We start from the raw sequence: 17,495 nt of genomic DNA, 5'->3' as shown, positions 1-17,495 counted from the left end.
AAACAATCTTTTCTGTCCCCTAGCGTATCATGGAATCGTTTACACGGTCAGCTCACTTTCATCATAACTATAAATATGCTTTGGATAATCAACGTCTCATCACCTGTAGGATTGCTTGATAAAACCTCATAAGTTTGATACTTTTTTATACATTTTTAGAAGACGCATAACATGTATACGATCCCTCAAAAAAGGGTATCTAGATTACACCTTTATAATTCGATTAATCATTCCACTCTGTCGAGGTGACTTCGTCCATCATGCCAACCCACACGATGCATTCTCATACTGACTTTTTACTCATCACGTTGTCGTATCTCATTGCAGCGACATCCGCTTACATCGCAATCGAGCTCGCTGGTCGCGTCAAAACGGCAACTAATCGTTCAAAACATGTTTGGCTAATTGCCGGTGGATCAATTTTAGGTCTTGGCATCTGGTCGATGCACTTCGTCGCGATGCTTGGACATGGTACCTTGAAGGATGCCACTTATTCTTTTCCGCTCGTCTTTCTGTCCGTCATTATCGCGATGATTGGATGTATTTTAGGATTTTATCTTGTCTCACGCCAGATGTCCCGTGAATCATTCGTCCTCGGTGGCTTTTTAATGGGCAGTGCGATCGCAGGGATGCATTATGTTGGGATTGCGGCTTTGCAAGGAATGACGCTTCAATATCACCTAGGATATGTCTTGCTATCGATTTTAATTGCGATTGCAGCTTCTTGGACTGCGCTCTGGATTGGCTTCTTCTCTCGATATGCGAAGCAACAGATGATGATTCAGACAAAAGTTTTCTTTGCCTTTGTCATGGGAATTGCAATTTTTGGGATGCATCACGTCGGTATGCTTGGTTTAAAATTTCGTATGATTCCATCGTTCATGAGTGATCAAGTGATCGAACCGACAATGCTTTTGACTCTTGTTTCGGTTGTCACTCTGTTTTTGTTCATTGTCTTCTTCGCTTCTGTTTTATTTGATCTCCAGCTACGCAAGCGGGATCTCGTCCAAGCGACGATTCTTGAATCAACCGAAGACGGTGTCGTAACGACGAATCCAGATGGAACGATTCAATATGCAAATTCACTATTCTATCATTTCTTTCCTGAACGTCATTTGTATTTAACCGAACATAGTTCTGCTCTATGTCTCGATGTTCCGAATCATACGCGTCAGATACTACACGTCGACAAATGTATTCTTGAAGTCGTCAATCATCCGCTCAAGGGAGAGAACTTGAATCAGACGCTTTGGTTCTTCCGAAACATTACGGATCAAGTATCATCTCAGCGTCAGCTCGAGTATCTCGCCTTTCACGATCGGTTGACGGATTTACCGAATCGAGACAAAGTCACCCTGTTCATTGAAGAACAAATCAAACAAGCAATTCCGATTTCATGTCTGGCACTCAGTGTAGACCGCTGGCGTTTCCTCAGTGACATGCTCGGACATCAAGGTGTAGAGAGCCTAATACTTCAAATTGCAGAACGACTGCAATCGGTGATTCATGAAAAAGATGTCCTAGCGCGACTCGATTCGTCCGAATTTCTCGTCATCCTCAGCGACGAACGGAGTCAACTCGCGACACAGAAAGCCGAGAAATGTTACGCCGCCTTATCGCAACCGTTTGATATTGATGGAACGGTCATCACGCTTACGATGCGAGCTGGCATTAGCCATTATCCGGAAGACACAACAATCGCACAAGAGTTGATCGAGTATGCAAAACTAGCAATGCACGCTTCGTTCAATGAAGCACAACATACGATTAAGGAGTTCAAGATTGAGAATCGAAATGATATTTTACGGACCGTACAGATTGAAAAATTCATTACTGAAGCACTTGAAACAGAAGAGTTCGAGCTCGTCTATCAACCGAAAATCATGGTGGCTACGGAACAAATGATAGGTGTTGAAGTTTTAGCACGATGGACGCACGATGAACTCGGCTTTGTCTCGCCAGCAGAATTCATTCCGGTCGCTGAAAATACTGGCGCAATCCATGCCCTCGGTGACTGGGTGTTACGGACTGCCTGCCTTCGATGGGTGGCATGGCAAGATGTCACGCCTGGACCGTTCTCGATTGCCGTCAACGTTTCACCTCTACAGTTTGCAAGTCAAAAGTTTCTAATGCGTGTTGAGGCAATTCTTGCTGAGACAGGGATGGACCCCATGTATCTAGAGCTCGAAATTACGGAGTCTGCCGCCTTATCGTATGAGACGACGACGTATGATAAGCTTGCGCGACTACAAGAACTGGGCATTCGTGTCTCACTGGACGATTTCGGTACCGGTTACTCGTCTTTTAAACAGCTCCGTTCTTTACCGATTCAGTTGTTAAAAATTGATCGTTCTTTCATCAGTTCATTATTTGACGGTAAGAATCAACAAGCAATCGTTCAATCGATGATTCAACTCGGACATAATTTGGAAATGGAAGTTTTGATCGAGGGAGTGGAGACGATCGAACACGCAGACTGGCTCGCTCGAGAAGGTTGCGATTACTTCCAGGGCTATTACTTTAGTCGCCCACTAAAAGAAGAAGACTTATTTCGATATTTAAGAATGCTTCGATCGAATGGAAGTGCATGACTATATTTTTGATTCTCGAAGTTACATTAGAATAGCCATGATCCTTATGAATCAATAGCCAGTACTCATTCGCGCAACAAGTAAAGCATCTTTATTCGTAGACGAATTGTAATATTAAGTGTAACAACTAGCTGAAAACACAAAAAAACTCATAACGACCTCGTGTAGAATCGAGTTACCACACAAACTTCAACAGAGGATTCGTTATGAGCTATGTTCATCTTACAATATCAGAAAGAGTCAAAATAGAAGCTTATCTAGAGATTGGTTTTTTAATGAGAAAGATCGCTCAGCACCTTGGACGACAGCCGTCTACGATCTCACGTGAGCTAAAACGGAATCCTTCCTACAATGCGATCAACGTTCCTCAGTACGCCAGCAAACGAAGTGAATGCGTAAACACCGAAACCGAAGTGCGGTAGCAATCTTTAATTCATTTTTTTTAGATATGCTTCTTCGAGAATATCTTTCAAGTTTTCACCTCTTTTAGAAATAAAGGAAGTCCAAAATTTTTCTCCAATTTCAGCTAGTTGATTTGGAGAGTATGTTTCTTTATCGAACTTACCCCAACAACCATCTTCGGTTAATTTATCCCAAAACACATAGTCAGCAAACTTTCTGTTTTCTGGAGTCACATCAGAACCCATAGATTCCAGCTTAACTAATTCCGGACATAGCCACATTGCAGCACAAACAGATAATAACCCTGCGTGCATCTCATTGTGACCTTCTAAATTTACTTCTTCTAACGCTTCTTCCCACGCTAAATAACGATATGTAGTAATTACAAGTAGTTCTGGATATTTGTAGTTCATATGTTTAACGAATGAAGATTCCCAATATGCACCTCCGTGTCCATTACAAAGGACGAACTTTTTGAATCCTTGTCTGTTCAAATTAACGATTATTTCTTCTAGCATTGTTGTCAAAACTGTTGGACTTACTGTAATAGTACCTTTGCAATTGGCATGTTCTTCTGAAGTATTAAATGGAATAGTTGGTAACACATAAGCGTTTAATACTTCTCCGTAGTGTTCGGCATATTTTTCTGCGATCAATGTATCTAAATGCATTGGCAAGTATGGTCCAAATTGTTCTGTCGCTCCAACTGATAAAATAGCAATATCTGTTCCACTGTCACTCACTTCTGTTGTTGAATTTTTAAAACTTAACATACGTACCCCCGTTGATGATTTTTATAAAAGTCTTATTTAGAAAGACTGAATAATTCGACTATACCACCAAAAAACCATTTATTGTTAATGCGATGCCATACAAATAGTATGGTGTTCTTACATATCTAAATAAAAGATCATCATTCTTTCGTGACATGACAATTTCTCGCAATGTTACCGTTGCTGCAGAGCTAAGCACGAAAAAAACGGTCGATCCCGACCGTTTTCACAAACTTTATCTGATTGATTTGTAGTCATTTGCCATTTTGTATTTCCATGCTCCTGATGCATCATGTTCTTTGTAGATGACCGCTGCTAGGGCATTAGGGAGTTCTACGTCTTCGAGCTGAGCATAAGAGCAAGTGTCGATACTACTATGATTTTTCTCAAGAGAAGTCCTTCTCTGATTTAATAGGTCGTCGTATCGTTTTGGCTAAATGATTTCAGTGGTTGTGAATCAACGATGTACCAGCGTTCATTCTTCACATCATATTTCAGATAATACTTGAACGGAATGTCTTCTCCTGGGTCGCTCTCCTCAAGCGAATCATCCTCTTCTCGATAATAATCACCCTCGTAATAGCAGAGTGCTTCGACCGTAGCCGATAAATCCGTTGCTTTTTCGCTGACCGTGATCGATGCCGGTGAATATTCGACCGAATCGAGGTATCCCTCCCAATAGACACCACGTTTGTTCATGCTGGCATAATAACTTTGTTGTTTGTTCAAGTAAGCAGCCGACGTGAATAACGTGAACGCAGACGTGTCTTTATCGATATATGCCTGCTCCCATTCCTTCGCATGCTGGTGAACCGTATCGATGATATCTCCTTTGACGGACTCCCGGACTTCCATCCCTCTACCGTCCGCTGAATCCGAGAGAGATTTCCGCTGATTGACGAGCCAGTCTTTCCCGGACTTGACGAGATTCAATTCCCAGACGATCGTACTCGATTCCGGACGTTCATGTAGATAGGGTTGGTACGACCGAGAGGAATAGTCGACCGTCGCTTTGACCGTTGCTTGGTCTCCTTTAATCGTGATGTCGTTTTGAGGAATGTCCTTGACGCTGAGCTCTCCGTCAAAGATGTATCCGCCTGTGACTAAGTCATTCAAGCTTCCTTGGAATGTCTGATTGTACGTATCGGTGCTGACGGAAAGTCCTTTGACACTTCGGTCTGTCAATGCATCTTCGAGTTCTCGGAAGAAGAGTGTCGAAATATCTTGGATATCTTTATAGTCTTGTTCCGATACTGCCTTCGAGTCTGGTTTTTGCTGTGTTTCCGGATCTTGCGACGATTTCGAATCCGTCTTCTCCTCACTCTTCTTCTCTTCCTCACCAATGACGAATGAAGCATTCTGTTTTTTACGCTCGACCGCTTGAGGTGTCTCTTCCTGATTCAAGAAGAAATATGTCCCTCCACCGGCAGCGAGCAGAAGAACGAGCGCTCCGATTCCAACCGTTCGCTTATTCCGCTTATTCTTTTGTTTTTTCTCATACTTGATGACGACGTATGCTCGTTCGATTTCCGTCCGTTCCTCAGATTCGTCTGGATGCGCTTCTAACTTTTCAGCGTACGCTTGCTCCAATTCTTTCATCGATGAGGTACGCGATATCCCTAATCGTTCATATGGATCCATAATTCCCTCTCCTTTTTAAAAATATTGTTATTTTTTATCTTTATTTTACATTATAATGACAAAGGTAAGAAAGGAGTGCTTTTTTGTGTCACATTGTTCGAATTGTCAAACCCCGATGAATGACCAGATGATCTATTGTCCGGTCTGTGGTCAAAAGAATCATCGGACGCGGTCCCGTTCATCTAAAAAATCATGGTTCATCGGATTGTTACTTCTCATGCTTTGTATCGGTGGAGGTACGTTCGGTTACTTGAAATATCAAGCTGCACAACCGTTGTTTAAAACAAGTGAACTGACGCGGTCCGCTGCGGATGTCGATCAGGTCTTGCCGGAAGGTTTCTCATCGACTCAACGAAACCAGCTTACAGATGACGAACTTGAGGATTTCCTCACGTTTGATACGGCATCACCTGATTCGCTATACCACTTTTTGAGTACGTATGCCGAGCGTCTTCCTTCGATCGGAAACGAAACGGGCGGTGACTGGGAATACTACGACTCGTCACTCGATGAATACATACCGTATGCCGACTTGTTCTATGGAGACGATGATTTGACGGAGGACGAACGCGAGTCCTTCGGCAATCGACTCGCCTTTTCAGAAGAAAGTCCAACGAGCCACGTCGCCTTACAGAATATGACGTTCGACGTCATAAAAGCCATTGATGAAACACACTTCCATGTCGAGACGACCGAAACATACGATCGACGAGACTTCGATATGGAAAACCAGCCATCTCATCGTGCCAGCGTCGAATATGAAATCACGTTCGATGACGAACAGTATTACATCACATCGATTAAACGAACGTTCAAGAAGGAGGCTACCTCATGATGTCACGTGTACTTCCTCTTCTCTTTACAGCTCTCGTACTAAGTGGCTGTAACAAGGATTCAGCGGATCTTTACTTAAAGCAAAGTGCTCAAAGCACGCTTTCCGGAGACCTTTACGAAGAACAACAATGGCGTGAGAAAGCTCGTGCAGAAGGAGCGACGGATAAACGTCTGATTGCGCTGACACAACAACAAAAAGCGTTTCACGACCTAGAAGCCGCTTTATTCATGAATCAGACGACCGATGCTGTACGTTACGCGGAACGGGTCATGAATCAGACGTTTGGTGACCCGGCACTCGCGAACGAAGCCGCACGCCGCCACCGGACTCTTAATAAAGTAGAGAAGGCGTTTCGTGACGTGGCAGGAACCTATACTTACTCTACGAGCAATCAAGGCGAGTACGAGCAAGATTATACCGATGCGACGATCGATGTCGTGACACGTCCGAATCGTGAGGCGACATTGACGGTTCATGATGCCCGTGATTATGAAGGACAACCCCTCGATGACTATTCATACAGCGGACGTTTTAATTCCGATAACAGCTTGATGCTCTACTTTTATGAGTCAGCTTTAGAGATCACGTTTAATGAAGACGGCAGTCTGACATTCCACGACACAGGAATCGAGCAGGACTCGACGATCGACTTTGAACAGACGACCAAACAATCCTTATGATAAAACGCTTGTCTTCGAAAACGGAGACAAGCGTTTTTTGAATCATCCTTTTGTATCTTTGAAGCGGCTCAATCCATACCCTGCTAATCCGCCGAGGAACGGGAAGAGGAAGAGCATGAACGCATTCCACCATGTCAACGTAGAGACGACGATACCGGCTAATAAATCGTTGTCCCATTGAATTTCAAGTCGCGCTTGTGTGAAGTAAGCCAAAAGAAGTCCACCGACCAAGAACACACCAGCATAAATTGCAACACCAGGTAACGTCCGGATCCAGCGGAAACCGATTCCGACGTGAATGACGAACATCAGAATTAAAGCAATCAAGCCGTACGGGGCGACACTTGAATTGACAAGTTGTTCTTCTTCGAACGACGTGGAGGCATCTGCCATTTGTGCGAAGCGTGTCAACAGTCCCGCATCCACGGTCTCATCGAAACGTGTCACTTTCGGATCGAGTGTCGGCTCTTCTCCATTTTCAATCTGATTGTAGATGATTCCTTGAATGCGACCGAGATTCGATGCTTCTCCGGCTTCTTCGACCGGCCGTTGAAGATCACTTAAGCGGTCTTCGCCATATAAGGCAGCACCTAGATGGAAGTCTTCCGTCAAGACAGTCATCTTGAAGTCGACTTGTCCTGCTTGTGACATCGCGTAAAACGGAGATGCGCCACTCAACAGAACAAGGCTTGCGGATTCACCGAATTCGACTTCGTCCAGTTCATCCATCTGATTAATGTAATACAGTTGCCCGAACGATGTCAGAAGGACACCGAGCAAGTAGATGCTCATCAACGTCGTCGCGGCAATCCGTCCGACCTGCCAAGAACCGTCGAGATTCGTTTGACCAATGAATTGGAATAAGAGGACACCAGCAAACGATAGAATGAAAATACGAATCATCCCAGCGAACAGATGCAGATCGAAGATTCCGAAGTCCGTCGCAAACAATCCGACGACCAGCGTGATCACTGATAACGTCAGGGCGAATACGACAGCACGTTCAATGCGTTCATTCCACGATGTCGCCTTGATTCCGATGACACCACCGCGTTCGAGTAACCAGGCACTTCCGATAAGAAGAAATAACCCCGGCAAGGACAACAAGAAGTGCCCTGAGAAAATATGAAAATCAAGCTGATTGACGGCTTTTTGAATTTCAGAGAAATATTCCGTATCGTTGCCTGTCACTTCCGTCAGAAAGCGCGACTTCAAGTCTTCACTCGATGTCAGTTGTAGACCAGCAAGGGCAACGAATGCGAGGAAGAAGAACATACCGAACGTACTAAAGTCGTCTCCCATGTTTTGTTGCACCGTCTTGACTCCTTCGAGTGCCGGATTATCGCTGAGAAGACCCAGCATGATGAATAAGAAGACGATGATGGCAGCAAAAAAGATGACCCCAGTGATACTACCAATCGCAAGACTCGGATTCCCGAGTGATAGATCGAATCGCGATAAGAATGCTCGTCCCCGCTCTTTCCACGGAAGATTCACATTCCAATCTTGCGACTTTAGCTTTTGTCGAATATCGTGCATGCCCGGTAGACGATCCACGAGCGATTCTTCCGATGTCGCGGCGACAAGACGCGAATGTCCACAATTCGGACAGTAGGACGAACGACCATCCATTTGTGTACCGCAACCGACACAGAAATGCGCAGCTTGTTCAAAACGGATAGGACGACCCTGCTTGTCTAAGGGTGTTCCGTCTACTTCGCAGTACTGGGCGTGCGGAGCATGCGCTTGTCCACAGGTCGAACAATATTTCATAGACGTTGCCCCATTTCCGATCCACAACATGTGCAATAGTGTTGCTCACTTCGTTGTGGCGTGTGGCACGTCATGCATTCAACTTTCGCTTGTTCGTTCTCGCGCGGGACGGACGTACCGCATTTCCCGCAGAACTTCGCGCCTGGCTCAAGCGTCGTACGGCATGACTTGCATTGTTTTTGAGCCGCTTCGACTTCCATCTCGTCGATCCGTGACAAGGCACCGAATACGAGTACTTCTTGCGCAAGAATCTCCTCGATTTCTTGACGACGTCCTTCACTTCGGAGCTTCATGTAATGCCGCTCACCGATTTCATACAACAAGCGCCCTTTCTCACGTCGTGCTTGCTCGGCCTGTTCCTGTAATTCTTTTGCTGTCATTCCTTGAAAACGTGATTTGACTGATTGCCAATCCATCATCTGTATAGCCTCCCTTATGTTCATTTGATGTTCGTTGCTTGCTGAATTCGGAACTCTTCTTCATAACTATCTTCACCACTCGTATACGTGAAGAGATAACGGAAGAGGGATTTTGCGGTCGATTTTCCTGGTGATTCACTATCCGGTGTGTACATTTCACCCCGGATGTATGTCGTCGCCATGACTTCGATGCCGACCGTATCGCCATATTCGACGAACTTCGCTGAAGAACGATCAATCGATGCGTTCATGAATTCACCGTCCCACTCCAAGTCCTTCCGGCTCCAATCGTCATAGTTCTTTTGTTGTTTTGCGAGATATGACGCATCATCAACGAGCGAGAAGTAACTCGTATCCTGATAGATCGCTGCATCGACCCAGTCAGATGCATGCGCTTCGACGACTCCCTGAAGTTCGTTTAAAACGGCTTCAGACGGTTTGAATGTGAAGGTCGCTTTTTTCGTATCGGGTTTGACGAGAATCTCATCTGACGTTTCTTCTCCCCACGGGAAGTCATTCTCGACTGAGAGCTTGATTCCGTTTTTCGGGATCGGTCCGTAGTTCTTCAAGTCCGACACTTGTTTAGAAGTCGACTTCCCGTCAACGATCAAATAGGCATCCGGATAGGTCTGATCCAGTTCGATTGCATCCCCTTTTAACGTGATTTCGAATTTGCGATCCGACGCATCCAGCGTCAACGGGTTGATCGTGACCTCACTCGTTTCTTTTCCATATTCACCGTCATACGCAATCTTCGCATCGGTCAATCCCGGATAGACACCGTCCATCATGATGCCTTCTTCCGACGCCTTGCTGCTTTCCGTCCCGACCGGATTCACGAGTGTGACCTTTGTTCCTTTAAAATTACTGACGACTTCCGTTTTGACCGTATCCAGACGGAGTCGGTAATCCTTGAAAATACCGAGCTGACGACCGTTTGCTACGATTTGACCAGGAACGTCACTTTCGTTTTCTGCTTGAATCGACGCACCAGCCATCAATAAATAATCCATGAATGATTTCTTTTGTTCCGGCGTCTCTTTCAAGGCATCTAAAAAGCGTTGTGCCATTTTTTGGTCAATCGGCTTTCCATTAAATTCTGTATGCTCAGCAAGTAACGCAGCGTCACCTGAGCGAATCGCGTCACGTACTTCATTCGTCGTCGCTTCAACTGTGAACCATTGCGTAGCGAGTCCATAATAGGCGCCGCCTGCTACGACCACTAACACGACAGACAGAAGAATTGCTTTCGCAGACTTGCTCATCTTTTTAGAGCGCGCGGGTCTCGCATCCCGTTCTGTTTTCACAGGTTCTGGGTGTTCTACATGTTTTTCTAGGGCATCACCGCAACTTGGACAAAATTTCAGTCCACGTCTTGCGGCATCCGAACAGTTCACACATGCCATTCGATGTCCTCCTCACTCGTCATCTATTTATAGTAAAAAATAACCATAGAAAATACTAACATGCATTCAACTTTTTTACTATATTTCATCAGAATATTTTAGAATCTAATTTTAATATCAAATAAAAAATGTAAAAACTGTTTACCAAATGCAGTTGTACGGATAAAAGGATTAACTCAAAAGTCGAGCTACACAAAGATAAGGGTGGCAGAATGATGATCTGCCACCCTTATCTTTCCTCAGTGATTATTTTTAATGTATAGCGCTGGTCATCGTGTTGAATCCTTTCTTGAATTCTAAAATAACAATCGGATATCATTCTTGCCAATTTATTCACTTCACTATTTTTTAATGAAATCATTTTTACTTCATCAATTTTCATTCATCCTAAATAGATTAGGATTTCAATGAAAAACATTGTATAATTTAGATGAATTTGTAAATCATTTTAATTAGGAGGCTTTTTATGAATAAGTTGCTTCTTCCACTTCTTGCGACATCCCTTTTGTTGCCTACCTCGATTTCTGTCGATGCTGCTTCGAAAGCAACCGTCGTTACAAAGTATGCCCACGATAAAAAAAATCTGAAGTACCCTTATGTGTCTAAAGGATTGACTACGTCAGTAAGAAAGACGATCAACGCCGATTTGACGGGGTATTCAAAATTTCTCTATCAAACATATCTCGATACAGAAGCCTTTGAAAAACAAGAAAAAAAGAAGGATTATTGCAAGGAGTTACCCGCCACTTGTAACTTCACTTTCGATAGCTCGTATAAACGGGTCGGAGATAATGCTTCTTATCTAAGCTTCACCGTGCAAAATCACACTTACCTTGGTGGCGCACATGGATCTACCTACAAATTCGGTGTCAATTACTCTTTGAAAACCGGAAAAGAAATACGGATCACATCCGTACTAAAAACTTCCACACAAATGAAAAAGGTAGAACGATACATTTATGATCGTCTCAAAAACAATGAGAATTATTTCGTGGATCATTTGAGTGATATTGATGTATCGAACACATCTGAGTTCTACTTTACTAAAAACGGTATGAAGGTGATTTTCCAAGAATATGCGATTGCCCCTTATGTCATGGGACAACCAGAAATTTATGTCCCTAAATCCGTATATCAATAAAATTGAGTTTCCTCCACCTCTACTTGGCTAAAAGGTGGAGGTGTTTTTGAGTTATTTAATCTCATGATTAAAATGGACACAGATGCTTTGCTTTGACGTAAAAACGATTCAACTCAGCTGTAACAAGGCTTCGATGTCTTGATTCATCCCTTTGTACAACTCATGAATTGAAGTGACGATTTCATCGTTGCTTGAAAAGGAGTCTTCAATGATTTGATTCGTATTATAGGAGTTCGCTTGAAGATGATTTTTGAATGCAATCAGATACGATCGCTGCTCTTCATTAAAATAATCTGGTTGATATCTGACGTGATGTCCTATGCTTTTCACTAAACCGTTCATGTCATTCAATAATTGTAGTATATCCGCTTTACGTACATCTTTCTCATTTAATGCAGAAGAAGCGAGGACGTTCTCCACCTGCGCCTTTATTTTTTCATTGTATTCTTCATCTTCCGACAGAGTCGGAACGTGTGAAGACAACTTTTGAAGGTTGTTGTGATAACGACTCGTTGTTTGGTCCGAATCCACTTCAACTTTTTTGTTGATGCTGAGAGTGCTATACGGATACATGTAACGAATGGCTATGGCAGCAACAAACAGTACGATGATTGCAATCACCGTATACTTCATCATATTCTTTTTCAAAATTTGCACCATCCTTGTTGATATAACCGATAGATTATTCAAAAATATACCATTATTTCAGTCATTAAAAAAGCTAATAAAGTTAATTTTATGCTGAACTATTTTTTAATGGACTATTTCCTCTTTCGATCTCATCCATCACAAACAAATCTCAAAAAAATACAGGCTACCTGACACCATTCATATACGGTGTATCAGTAGCCTGATTTAACAAGTTATAGATGTTTCATATCATGAAGCCAGTTACACACTCTCTTCATTTTTGATTCCATCCATTGTTCCTATTTAGAGTTCGTCTCTTGTTCTGTTCGTTAACGAATCTCCACTAACCTTTTACCTTGTCGTTTAATCGCTTCGTCATGTGTGACGAGGATGACCGTTTTTCCTTGGTCGTTCAATTCTTGCAAAAGTGCCATCACCCGCTCCGCGTTCGCTTGATCGAGCGAGCCCGTCGGTTCATCCGCTAAGATGATGTCACATTTCTTCAGCATCAATCGAGCTAATGCGACCCGTTGCTGTTCCCCACCTGACAACATGAAAACTTTTTGATCGATTTTGTCACTCAGTCCAACAGAAGTCAGCACTTCTTCAATCGTCTTACCAGAACGATACCGTTTTTGCACGATCTCAAGATTCTGCCGGACCGTTTTTTGGTCGACGAGTGCGAAATTCTGAAATAAGAAACCAAGCTTCGTTCGGAAGTAGGCCAGTTGATTGCGCTTGTTCGTGATATCCTTCCCATCGACGACGATCGTTCCGGTATCGATTGGCTCTAGCGCCCCAATCATGTTAAGTAGCGTCGTTTTCCCGCACCCACTCGGACCGGAAAAGATGACGAAGTCTCCTTGAGAAATCGTTAACGATAGGTTTTCGAATAAAGTCTTCCCTTGAAACGACTTGGTCAGTTCTCGGATTTCAATCATAGATTTCCCCCCTTTAAGATACGCTGGACGTTCGCTCGTTCAATCTTTCGAATCAGCCAAATCAGTAAAATTCCCTCTGCCAGTAGCAAGAGTCCTCCGCCAGCTAACAATAGCCCTGGCGAAGAAAACTCAAGGATATAAGCAGTAAGCGCTACAGCCAGTGTACTGACAAGCGTAATCCCCATCGTCGACACGATCAGGCGTCGATTCTTCTGCCAGATGCTGTATCCCATCACCTTCTGAACCGATAACTCGATCGCATTCACTTGATACTCGAGTCGTAGCACCGTCCAGATGACGAGTAACTCGAGACTAAGAATCAGTACGGCAAAGATCAGGTTCATGTTCATCAATCGTTTCGCCGCTGCCCAGATACCGAGATACTTCTCCCACGCATTCGTCTGTAAAACGAGTTCATTCGTCATCTGTTTCTCCGCCACATAGTCTTGAAAGGCTTCTTGGTCCAGGTCATACATGACGTCAGCGAGTAAGACATTGGACAGTTGTTTCGGTGCTTTCGATTGTTTTGCTTCATTGACGACGATGAGTAACGGATTATTGATAAGCGTACTGCCGCTAGTGAGATTTTGATCAATTGCGACGGTTTCGAAATCTTCCTGATAACGGACGACCGGATAGGAGTCTGCAAGATACGCTGCGAGTCCGAGTTCACGAAGACCACTATCAATGGTCGACTTCGCTGGAATCGCAATCCCCTCTGGCGCAAAGAACGTCAGCTCATTCGCAAAGACGGAGGCACTATTCGCAAATTGTTCGGCAACCTCATCAAATGCCGTCCAGTTCATCAAGACGGTCGGTTGATCTGCCGTCGCGAAGCTGTTAATCGGGGTACTCAATGTCACTTTAAAGTCCTCATAAAAGCGTGTGTACAATTCCGTCTGGATTCGTTCCGAGATGTCGGAACTTTTTTCATCCGAGTAACGCGGAGACGTTACCTTGTGACCGATGTAAGTATAGGAATAATTTTTCTTCGCTTCAAAGAATGGACGTTGTTTGTAGATCGTCACGGCTTCGGCGATGACCGTGATGCTGCTCGAGAGCATCAAGATCGTCAAGAAGGCCGTCGCGAATTTCATGCCATATGTAAAGGCAAGTAGCCTGTTCGAACGCTGACCGTTCGAGAAGGCTTCTTTGATCGTCAAGCGTCGTAAGCGCAGATAGACGAGTCCGTTTAAAACGATCACCCCAACCATCAAGCCACTGAACAGCATCAGGTATGGATCAATCGGTGTGAACGAACGGAGTGTCACAAAGCTGACGATGAACGCAAGCGACAAAATGCCGGAGTCCATTAGAATCGAACGCGTCATCCAACGGGCTAACGATTCACCCATCGATAGACGAACAAGCAATTCCTTTCTGACGACAGCCAGCTCATAGAAGGTCAGTAACACGGTGATGATCGCAACAAGTGCGAATACGCCTAAGATACGGTAAAGTTCTGCAGACTCGTTATAACCAGGTTGCGGATGATTCCCCGCGTATGTATCGATCAATTCCATCTTAAACGCCTTTATGGCAGCGGCTGAACCAATCCCGTAGAAGTTCGGCGTATAGGCAATGGCAGGATGTTCGGATAACGGCTTGAACTGGAATGTGATATCACCGAGAAATACGCTTTGATAGATCCTTTGTTTGATCGAGCGGGATGCAAATGCCGCTTCTACACCAGTTGTCCCGTAAATCGTCTTCGTACTCGAGAGCGTCCGATTCGGCGTCTCTTCATAAGTGAAGACATCGACCTGATGTTTCATCGCGGCTCTCTCGATATCCACTAGCATCTGTTGCTCCGAAATTTTTGGATTCGGATAGATTGTCGTCGACATGAACGGCTCCGCGAATCCTTCGAGCGTCAACATCCGGCTTTCTCCGATGATGAACAGACTCGTAAACACCATCACGGTCAGAATCATCAACTTCAAACGTTTCATTCAGCTTCCTCCTTTCCTCATCGGATTGCAAATGAATAGCTGAAATAGCGCACCGTATTTTTTCTCTATGTATCATATCAATAAAATGAGGAATAACCTTTTTGTCAAAAAACATTTTTTGGAATTTATTTTCATGTTGATTTAATATGTAATGCGCAGATACAAAAATCAATACTATCACTTTACGAAATATAAACAGCTTCTACCTCCATATAGAGTTCAATCAAAGAGTGCAGCCCCTTTGTTACAGCTAAATGCTCCACATTATGGATTAGCAAAACAGTCTACGCCAACGCTTTGAACACCATACTAAATAAAAGCATACCTTCTCTTCGCCTGTACGTTTAGGCATAAGAGAAGGCACGCTTTTTCAACTGCATCACTCGATTAATTCACATGAATCAAACGTGCTACTCCTTTCGCGTCAAAGGCGAACTGGCACGTCACTTGTCCGATCCGATATTCATAGATGCTGCGGATCGCGTATGTCGCGCGTGTCGTTTTGCCTTCGACGACGCGTTGCGAGTAAGATGTCGCATACGTTTCCTTGAACGTTGGTTTCCCGAACACGGCGCTGACTTCTGCTTTCGTCAGCGTCCGTTTCTCAAGCGCTGGTGCAAGCGTGACGAGATCAATCCGGTCGATTTGACTGCCGAAACGCGGATAACGGGCTACAAAATGACGACCTTTCCACTTTCCGTTGAGGACCTTTTCTCCTGTTTGAACGAGGCTACCGGACGTACCTGTCCACGAGACATAACTAGCTCCGACGCGCGGCGATCCTTCAAACCCTTGCTTCTCTTGCATCGCCTGCTTTTGACGTTTCAACCAACTTCTGTCGGAGACAGTCGAAAGCTTCGGTAACGGGATGACTTTTCCTTTGAGTGTCGCAGTGTAGCCTCCGTAGGATGCTCGTAACGTGTAGGCTCCCGCTTTTTTCCCGTATAGTTTTCCGGACGAGACGCTCGCGATCGTTGGTTGATCCGAAATCCACTTCACTTTTGCCGTGACTTGTTTTTTCTTGCCGTCTGCTTGCGTGACATTGAGAAGAAGTGGCTCAGGTGATCCGACCTTCACTTCCTTGAAGGAAGACGGGATCGAAAGCGCGACCGGTCGCTCGACTAACAGGCGACCATCGTACATGTTCGTCCGCTCACCACCATCGGCATTCGCGATGAGGTAGCGGGCTCCTTTCGTCATGCCGAGCACAGACGAGTAACTGACGGAATCATCCCGATCCAGCGATGTCTCGATCCGGTGACCGTTTTTCTCGAACAAGGCGAAGTAACCGTCCCGTCCCGTATACAAGGCACCGATGAACGTCCCACTCTCATCGACCGCGATATCTTTATACGTTCCGGTCATCCCCGTGATGAACTGCGAGGAGGTGCTTTCCTTGAATTGATGCGCTCCATCATAGACATACAGACGGCGGTCATTCGCCTTCGCGAGTACGAGTGTGCCCTCGCGTCCCATCTCATAGGCGGCGTAGCCGGATGGATGCGTGAGACGTTTCGCGAGCGTTCCGTCTTTCTCGTAGACGTCAACGCTTGTCTCACGGATGATCGCTAAATAAGCAGTCGACGTCCGAATCGCTTTTGCTCCTGTCGTCTCTTGGACAAAACGAACGGTTGTTGTATCTAAATCGTAAACGGCTGTGTGCTCGACCCCCTCTTGTTTCGCACTCACAGCAAGTAGATGTGAGTCTGGGAAGAAACGAGCACGAGTGAACGACTGGAGCGTTCCTGCAGGTGTCTTGATCTGATCGATGACGCGCAGCACGTTCCCTGTCGCGTCACGTACCTCAAGCACTTGATCCTTCACAAAGACGAATCGTTGTTGATCGTCCGAGACCGTGAAGTCTTGTATCGGTGCTCCTTCTTCAGTCGATAGTACCTGTAAGTCACGCGCTTGCTCGAAATCGAAGAGTCGTGGTGCTTCATAAGTCCCCCACCGCCAGACGCGTGACTCATTCGGTACGACTTGAAAAGCGGATGACGGAGTGAGTGACGTGACGAACGGAATTTTGACTTCTGCCGACGAATGGATCGACGTTGCAGAATACAATACGGTCGCAGCAAGACCGACGATCAATTTTTTCATATGTAGTTTCTCCTTTTTAGTAGTGTCTTATTCATAAGTATAATGAAATTCTCAATATTTGCCTTCTTTTTCCAAAAATAAATCTTTTTTCGAACACGTTCGAGGATAAGTAGAGTTATCCTCGGCTTTCAACGTCACTTTTTTGAATCGTGCCAACGGTTTTCTCATCTTTTACGATACGTTCACTCTTAAATACAGAAAAAATCCT

14 protein-coding genes are annotated in these 17,495 nt (G+C 44.7%); 5 read left to right on the top strand and 9 right to left on the bottom strand.

The features are described 5' to 3' along the window. Positions 1 to 275: 275 nt before the first annotated feature. Positions 276 to 2,591, top strand: a complete 2,316-nt coding sequence (locus tag EXG77_RS02320; RefSeq protein ID WP_238987909.1) for an EAL domain-containing protein — start codon at positions 276 to 278, stop codon at positions 2,589 to 2,591. Between the two features lie 206 nt (positions 2,592 to 2,797). Further along, the gene (locus tag EXG77_RS02315) at positions 2,798 to 3,013 is read left to right on the top strand and encodes a helix-turn-helix domain-containing protein (RefSeq protein ID WP_081637356.1); all 216 of its coding nucleotides are present in this window, start codon (positions 2,798 to 2,800) and stop codon (positions 3,011 to 3,013) included. Positions 3,014 to 3,019: 6 nt separating this feature from the next. On the opposite strand, the gene EXG77_RS02310 is transcribed toward EXG77_RS02315, so the two are convergent. Both EXG77_RS02310 and EXG77_RS02305 read right to left on the bottom strand, forming a co-directional pair. After that, a complete protein-coding gene (locus EXG77_RS02310; RefSeq protein WP_035396002.1) occupies positions 3,020 to 3,766 on the bottom strand; it encodes a creatininase family protein in 747 nt (248 codons plus the stop codon). A gap of 408 nt (positions 3,767 to 4,174) precedes the next feature. Then, complete coding sequence (locus EXG77_RS02305) at positions 4,175 to 5,407, bottom strand: J domain-containing protein (protein ID WP_035395999.1); 1,233 nt, start codon at positions 5,405 to 5,407, stop codon at positions 4,175 to 4,177. Positions 5,408 to 5,522: 115 nt separating this feature from the next. Here EXG77_RS02305 and EXG77_RS02300 point away from each other — a divergent pair, with 115 nt between their 5' ends. Together EXG77_RS02300 and EXG77_RS02295 are read left to right on the top strand one after the other, a co-directional pair. Further along, positions 5,523 to 6,242, top strand: a complete 720-nt coding sequence (locus EXG77_RS02300) for an LITAF-like zinc ribbon domain-containing protein (RefSeq protein ID WP_145981724.1) — start codon at positions 5,523 to 5,525, stop codon at positions 6,240 to 6,242. Beyond that, entirely contained in the window at positions 6,239 to 6,922 is a 684-nt protein-coding gene (locus EXG77_RS02295) for a hypothetical protein (RefSeq protein WP_035395993.1), read from the top strand. The genes EXG77_RS02300 and EXG77_RS02295 overlap by 4 nt, the downstream gene beginning before the upstream one ends. A gap of 42 nt (positions 6,923 to 6,964) precedes the next feature. Here EXG77_RS02295 and EXG77_RS02290 read toward each other — a convergent pair whose 3' ends face one another. The 3 genes from EXG77_RS02290 to EXG77_RS02280 are packed head-to-tail and all read right to left on the bottom strand — an operon-like array spanning position 6,965 to position 10,520. Continuing rightward, the gene (locus EXG77_RS02290) at positions 6,965 to 8,725 is read right to left on the bottom strand and encodes a zinc ribbon domain-containing protein (RefSeq protein ID WP_081637355.1); all 1,761 of its coding nucleotides are present in this window, start codon (positions 8,723 to 8,725) and stop codon (positions 6,965 to 6,967) included. Beyond that, positions 8,692 to 9,114 carry a zinc ribbon domain-containing protein gene (locus tag EXG77_RS02285; RefSeq protein ID WP_035395989.1) on the bottom strand — a complete coding sequence of 141 codons (423 nt, stop codon included), beginning with the start codon at positions 9,112 to 9,114 and terminating at the stop codon, positions 8,692 to 8,694. The genes EXG77_RS02290 and EXG77_RS02285 overlap by 34 nt, the downstream gene beginning before the upstream one ends. 20 nt (positions 9,115 to 9,134) lie before the next feature. Next, the gene (locus tag EXG77_RS02280) at positions 9,135 to 10,520 is read right to left on the bottom strand and encodes a hypothetical protein (RefSeq protein ID WP_035395987.1); all 1,386 of its coding nucleotides are present in this window, start codon (positions 10,518 to 10,520) and stop codon (positions 9,135 to 9,137) included. A 466-nt stretch (positions 10,521 to 10,986) separates the two neighbouring features. Here EXG77_RS02280 and EXG77_RS02275 point away from each other — a divergent pair, with 466 nt between their 5' ends. Then, positions 10,987 to 11,661 carry a DUF3298 and DUF4163 domain-containing protein gene (locus tag EXG77_RS02275; protein ID WP_035395986.1) on the top strand — a complete coding sequence of 225 codons (675 nt, stop codon included), beginning with the start codon at positions 10,987 to 10,989 and terminating at the stop codon, positions 11,659 to 11,661. Between the two features lie 108 nt (positions 11,662 to 11,769). On the opposite strand, the gene EXG77_RS02270 is transcribed toward EXG77_RS02275, so the two are convergent. The 4 genes from EXG77_RS02270 to EXG77_RS02255 all read right to left on the bottom strand — a co-directional run bounded on the left by EXG77_RS02270 (position 11,770) and on the right by EXG77_RS02255 (position 17,287). Beyond that, entirely contained in the window at positions 11,770 to 12,309 is a 540-nt protein-coding gene (locus tag EXG77_RS02270) for a hypothetical protein (RefSeq protein WP_035395984.1), read from the bottom strand. 311 nt (positions 12,310 to 12,620) lie between these two features. Further along, entirely contained in the window at positions 12,621 to 13,232 is a 612-nt protein-coding gene (locus tag EXG77_RS02265; RefSeq protein ID WP_035395983.1) for an ABC transporter ATP-binding protein, read from the bottom strand. Then, on the bottom strand, positions 13,229 to 15,184 hold the full coding sequence (locus tag EXG77_RS02260) for a DUF1430 domain-containing protein (protein WP_035395981.1): 1,956 nt from the start codon (positions 15,182 to 15,184) through the stop codon (positions 13,229 to 13,231). The genes EXG77_RS02265 and EXG77_RS02260 overlap by 4 nt, the downstream gene beginning before the upstream one ends. A 387-nt stretch (positions 15,185 to 15,571) precedes the next feature. Then, positions 15,572 to 17,287, bottom strand: a complete 1,716-nt coding sequence (locus tag EXG77_RS02255; RefSeq protein ID WP_035395978.1) for a hypothetical protein — start codon at positions 17,285 to 17,287, stop codon at positions 15,572 to 15,574. Between the last annotated feature and the right edge of the window lie 208 nt (positions 17,288 to 17,495).

Source organism: Exiguobacterium sp. OS-77 (assembly GCF_000414195.2).
GTDB classification, from domain to species: domain Bacteria; phylum Bacillota; class Bacilli; order Exiguobacteriales; family Exiguobacteriaceae; genus Exiguobacterium_A; species Exiguobacterium_A indicum.
This window is presented reverse-complemented; position numbering and strand designations above follow the sequence as displayed.

What these genes read in the sequence shown, in the direction of transcription:
- EXG77_RS02280 (WP_035395987.1), bottom strand. Translation starts at nt 10,520, where the DNA reads ATGGCATGTGTGAACTGTTCGGATGCCGCAAGACGTGGACTGAAATTT.
- EXG77_RS02275 (WP_035395986.1), top strand. Translation starts at nt 10,987, where the DNA reads ATGAATAAGTTGCTTCTTCCACTTCTTGCGACATCCCTTTTGTTGCCT.
- EXG77_RS02285 (WP_035395989.1), bottom strand. Translation starts at nt 9,114, where the DNA reads ATGATGGATTGGCAATCAGTCAAATCACGTTTTCAAGGAATGACAGCA.
- EXG77_RS02255 (WP_035395978.1), bottom strand. Translation starts at nt 17,287, where the DNA reads ATGAAAAAATTGATCGTCGGTCTTGCTGCGACCGTATTGTATTCTGCA.
- EXG77_RS02305 (WP_035395999.1), bottom strand. Translation starts at nt 5,407, where the DNA reads ATGGATCCATATGAACGATTAGGGATATCGCGTACCTCATCGATGAAA.
- EXG77_RS02265 (WP_035395983.1), bottom strand. Translation starts at nt 13,232, where the DNA reads ATGATTGAAATCCGAGAACTGACCAAGTCGTTTCAAGGGAAGACTTTA.
- EXG77_RS02320 (WP_238987909.1), top strand. Translation starts at nt 276, where the DNA reads ATGCATTCTCATACTGACTTTTTACTCATCACGTTGTCGTATCTCATT.
- EXG77_RS02295 (WP_035395993.1), top strand. Translation starts at nt 6,239, where the DNA reads ATGATGTCACGTGTACTTCCTCTTCTCTTTACAGCTCTCGTACTAAGT.
- EXG77_RS02310 (WP_035396002.1), bottom strand. Translation starts at nt 3,766, where the DNA reads ATGTTAAGTTTTAAAAATTCAACAACAGAAGTGAGTGACAGTGGAACA.
- EXG77_RS02300 (WP_145981724.1), top strand. Translation starts at nt 5,523, where the DNA reads ATGAATGACCAGATGATCTATTGTCCGGTCTGTGGTCAAAAGAATCAT.
- EXG77_RS02290 (WP_081637355.1), bottom strand. Translation starts at nt 8,725, where the DNA reads ATGTTGTGGATCGGAAATGGGGCAACGTCTATGAAATATTGTTCGACC.
- EXG77_RS02315 (WP_081637356.1), top strand. Translation starts at nt 2,798, where the DNA reads ATGAGCTATGTTCATCTTACAATATCAGAAAGAGTCAAAATAGAAGCT.
- EXG77_RS02260 (WP_035395981.1), bottom strand. Translation starts at nt 15,184, where the DNA reads ATGAAACGTTTGAAGTTGATGATTCTGACCGTGATGGTGTTTACGAGT.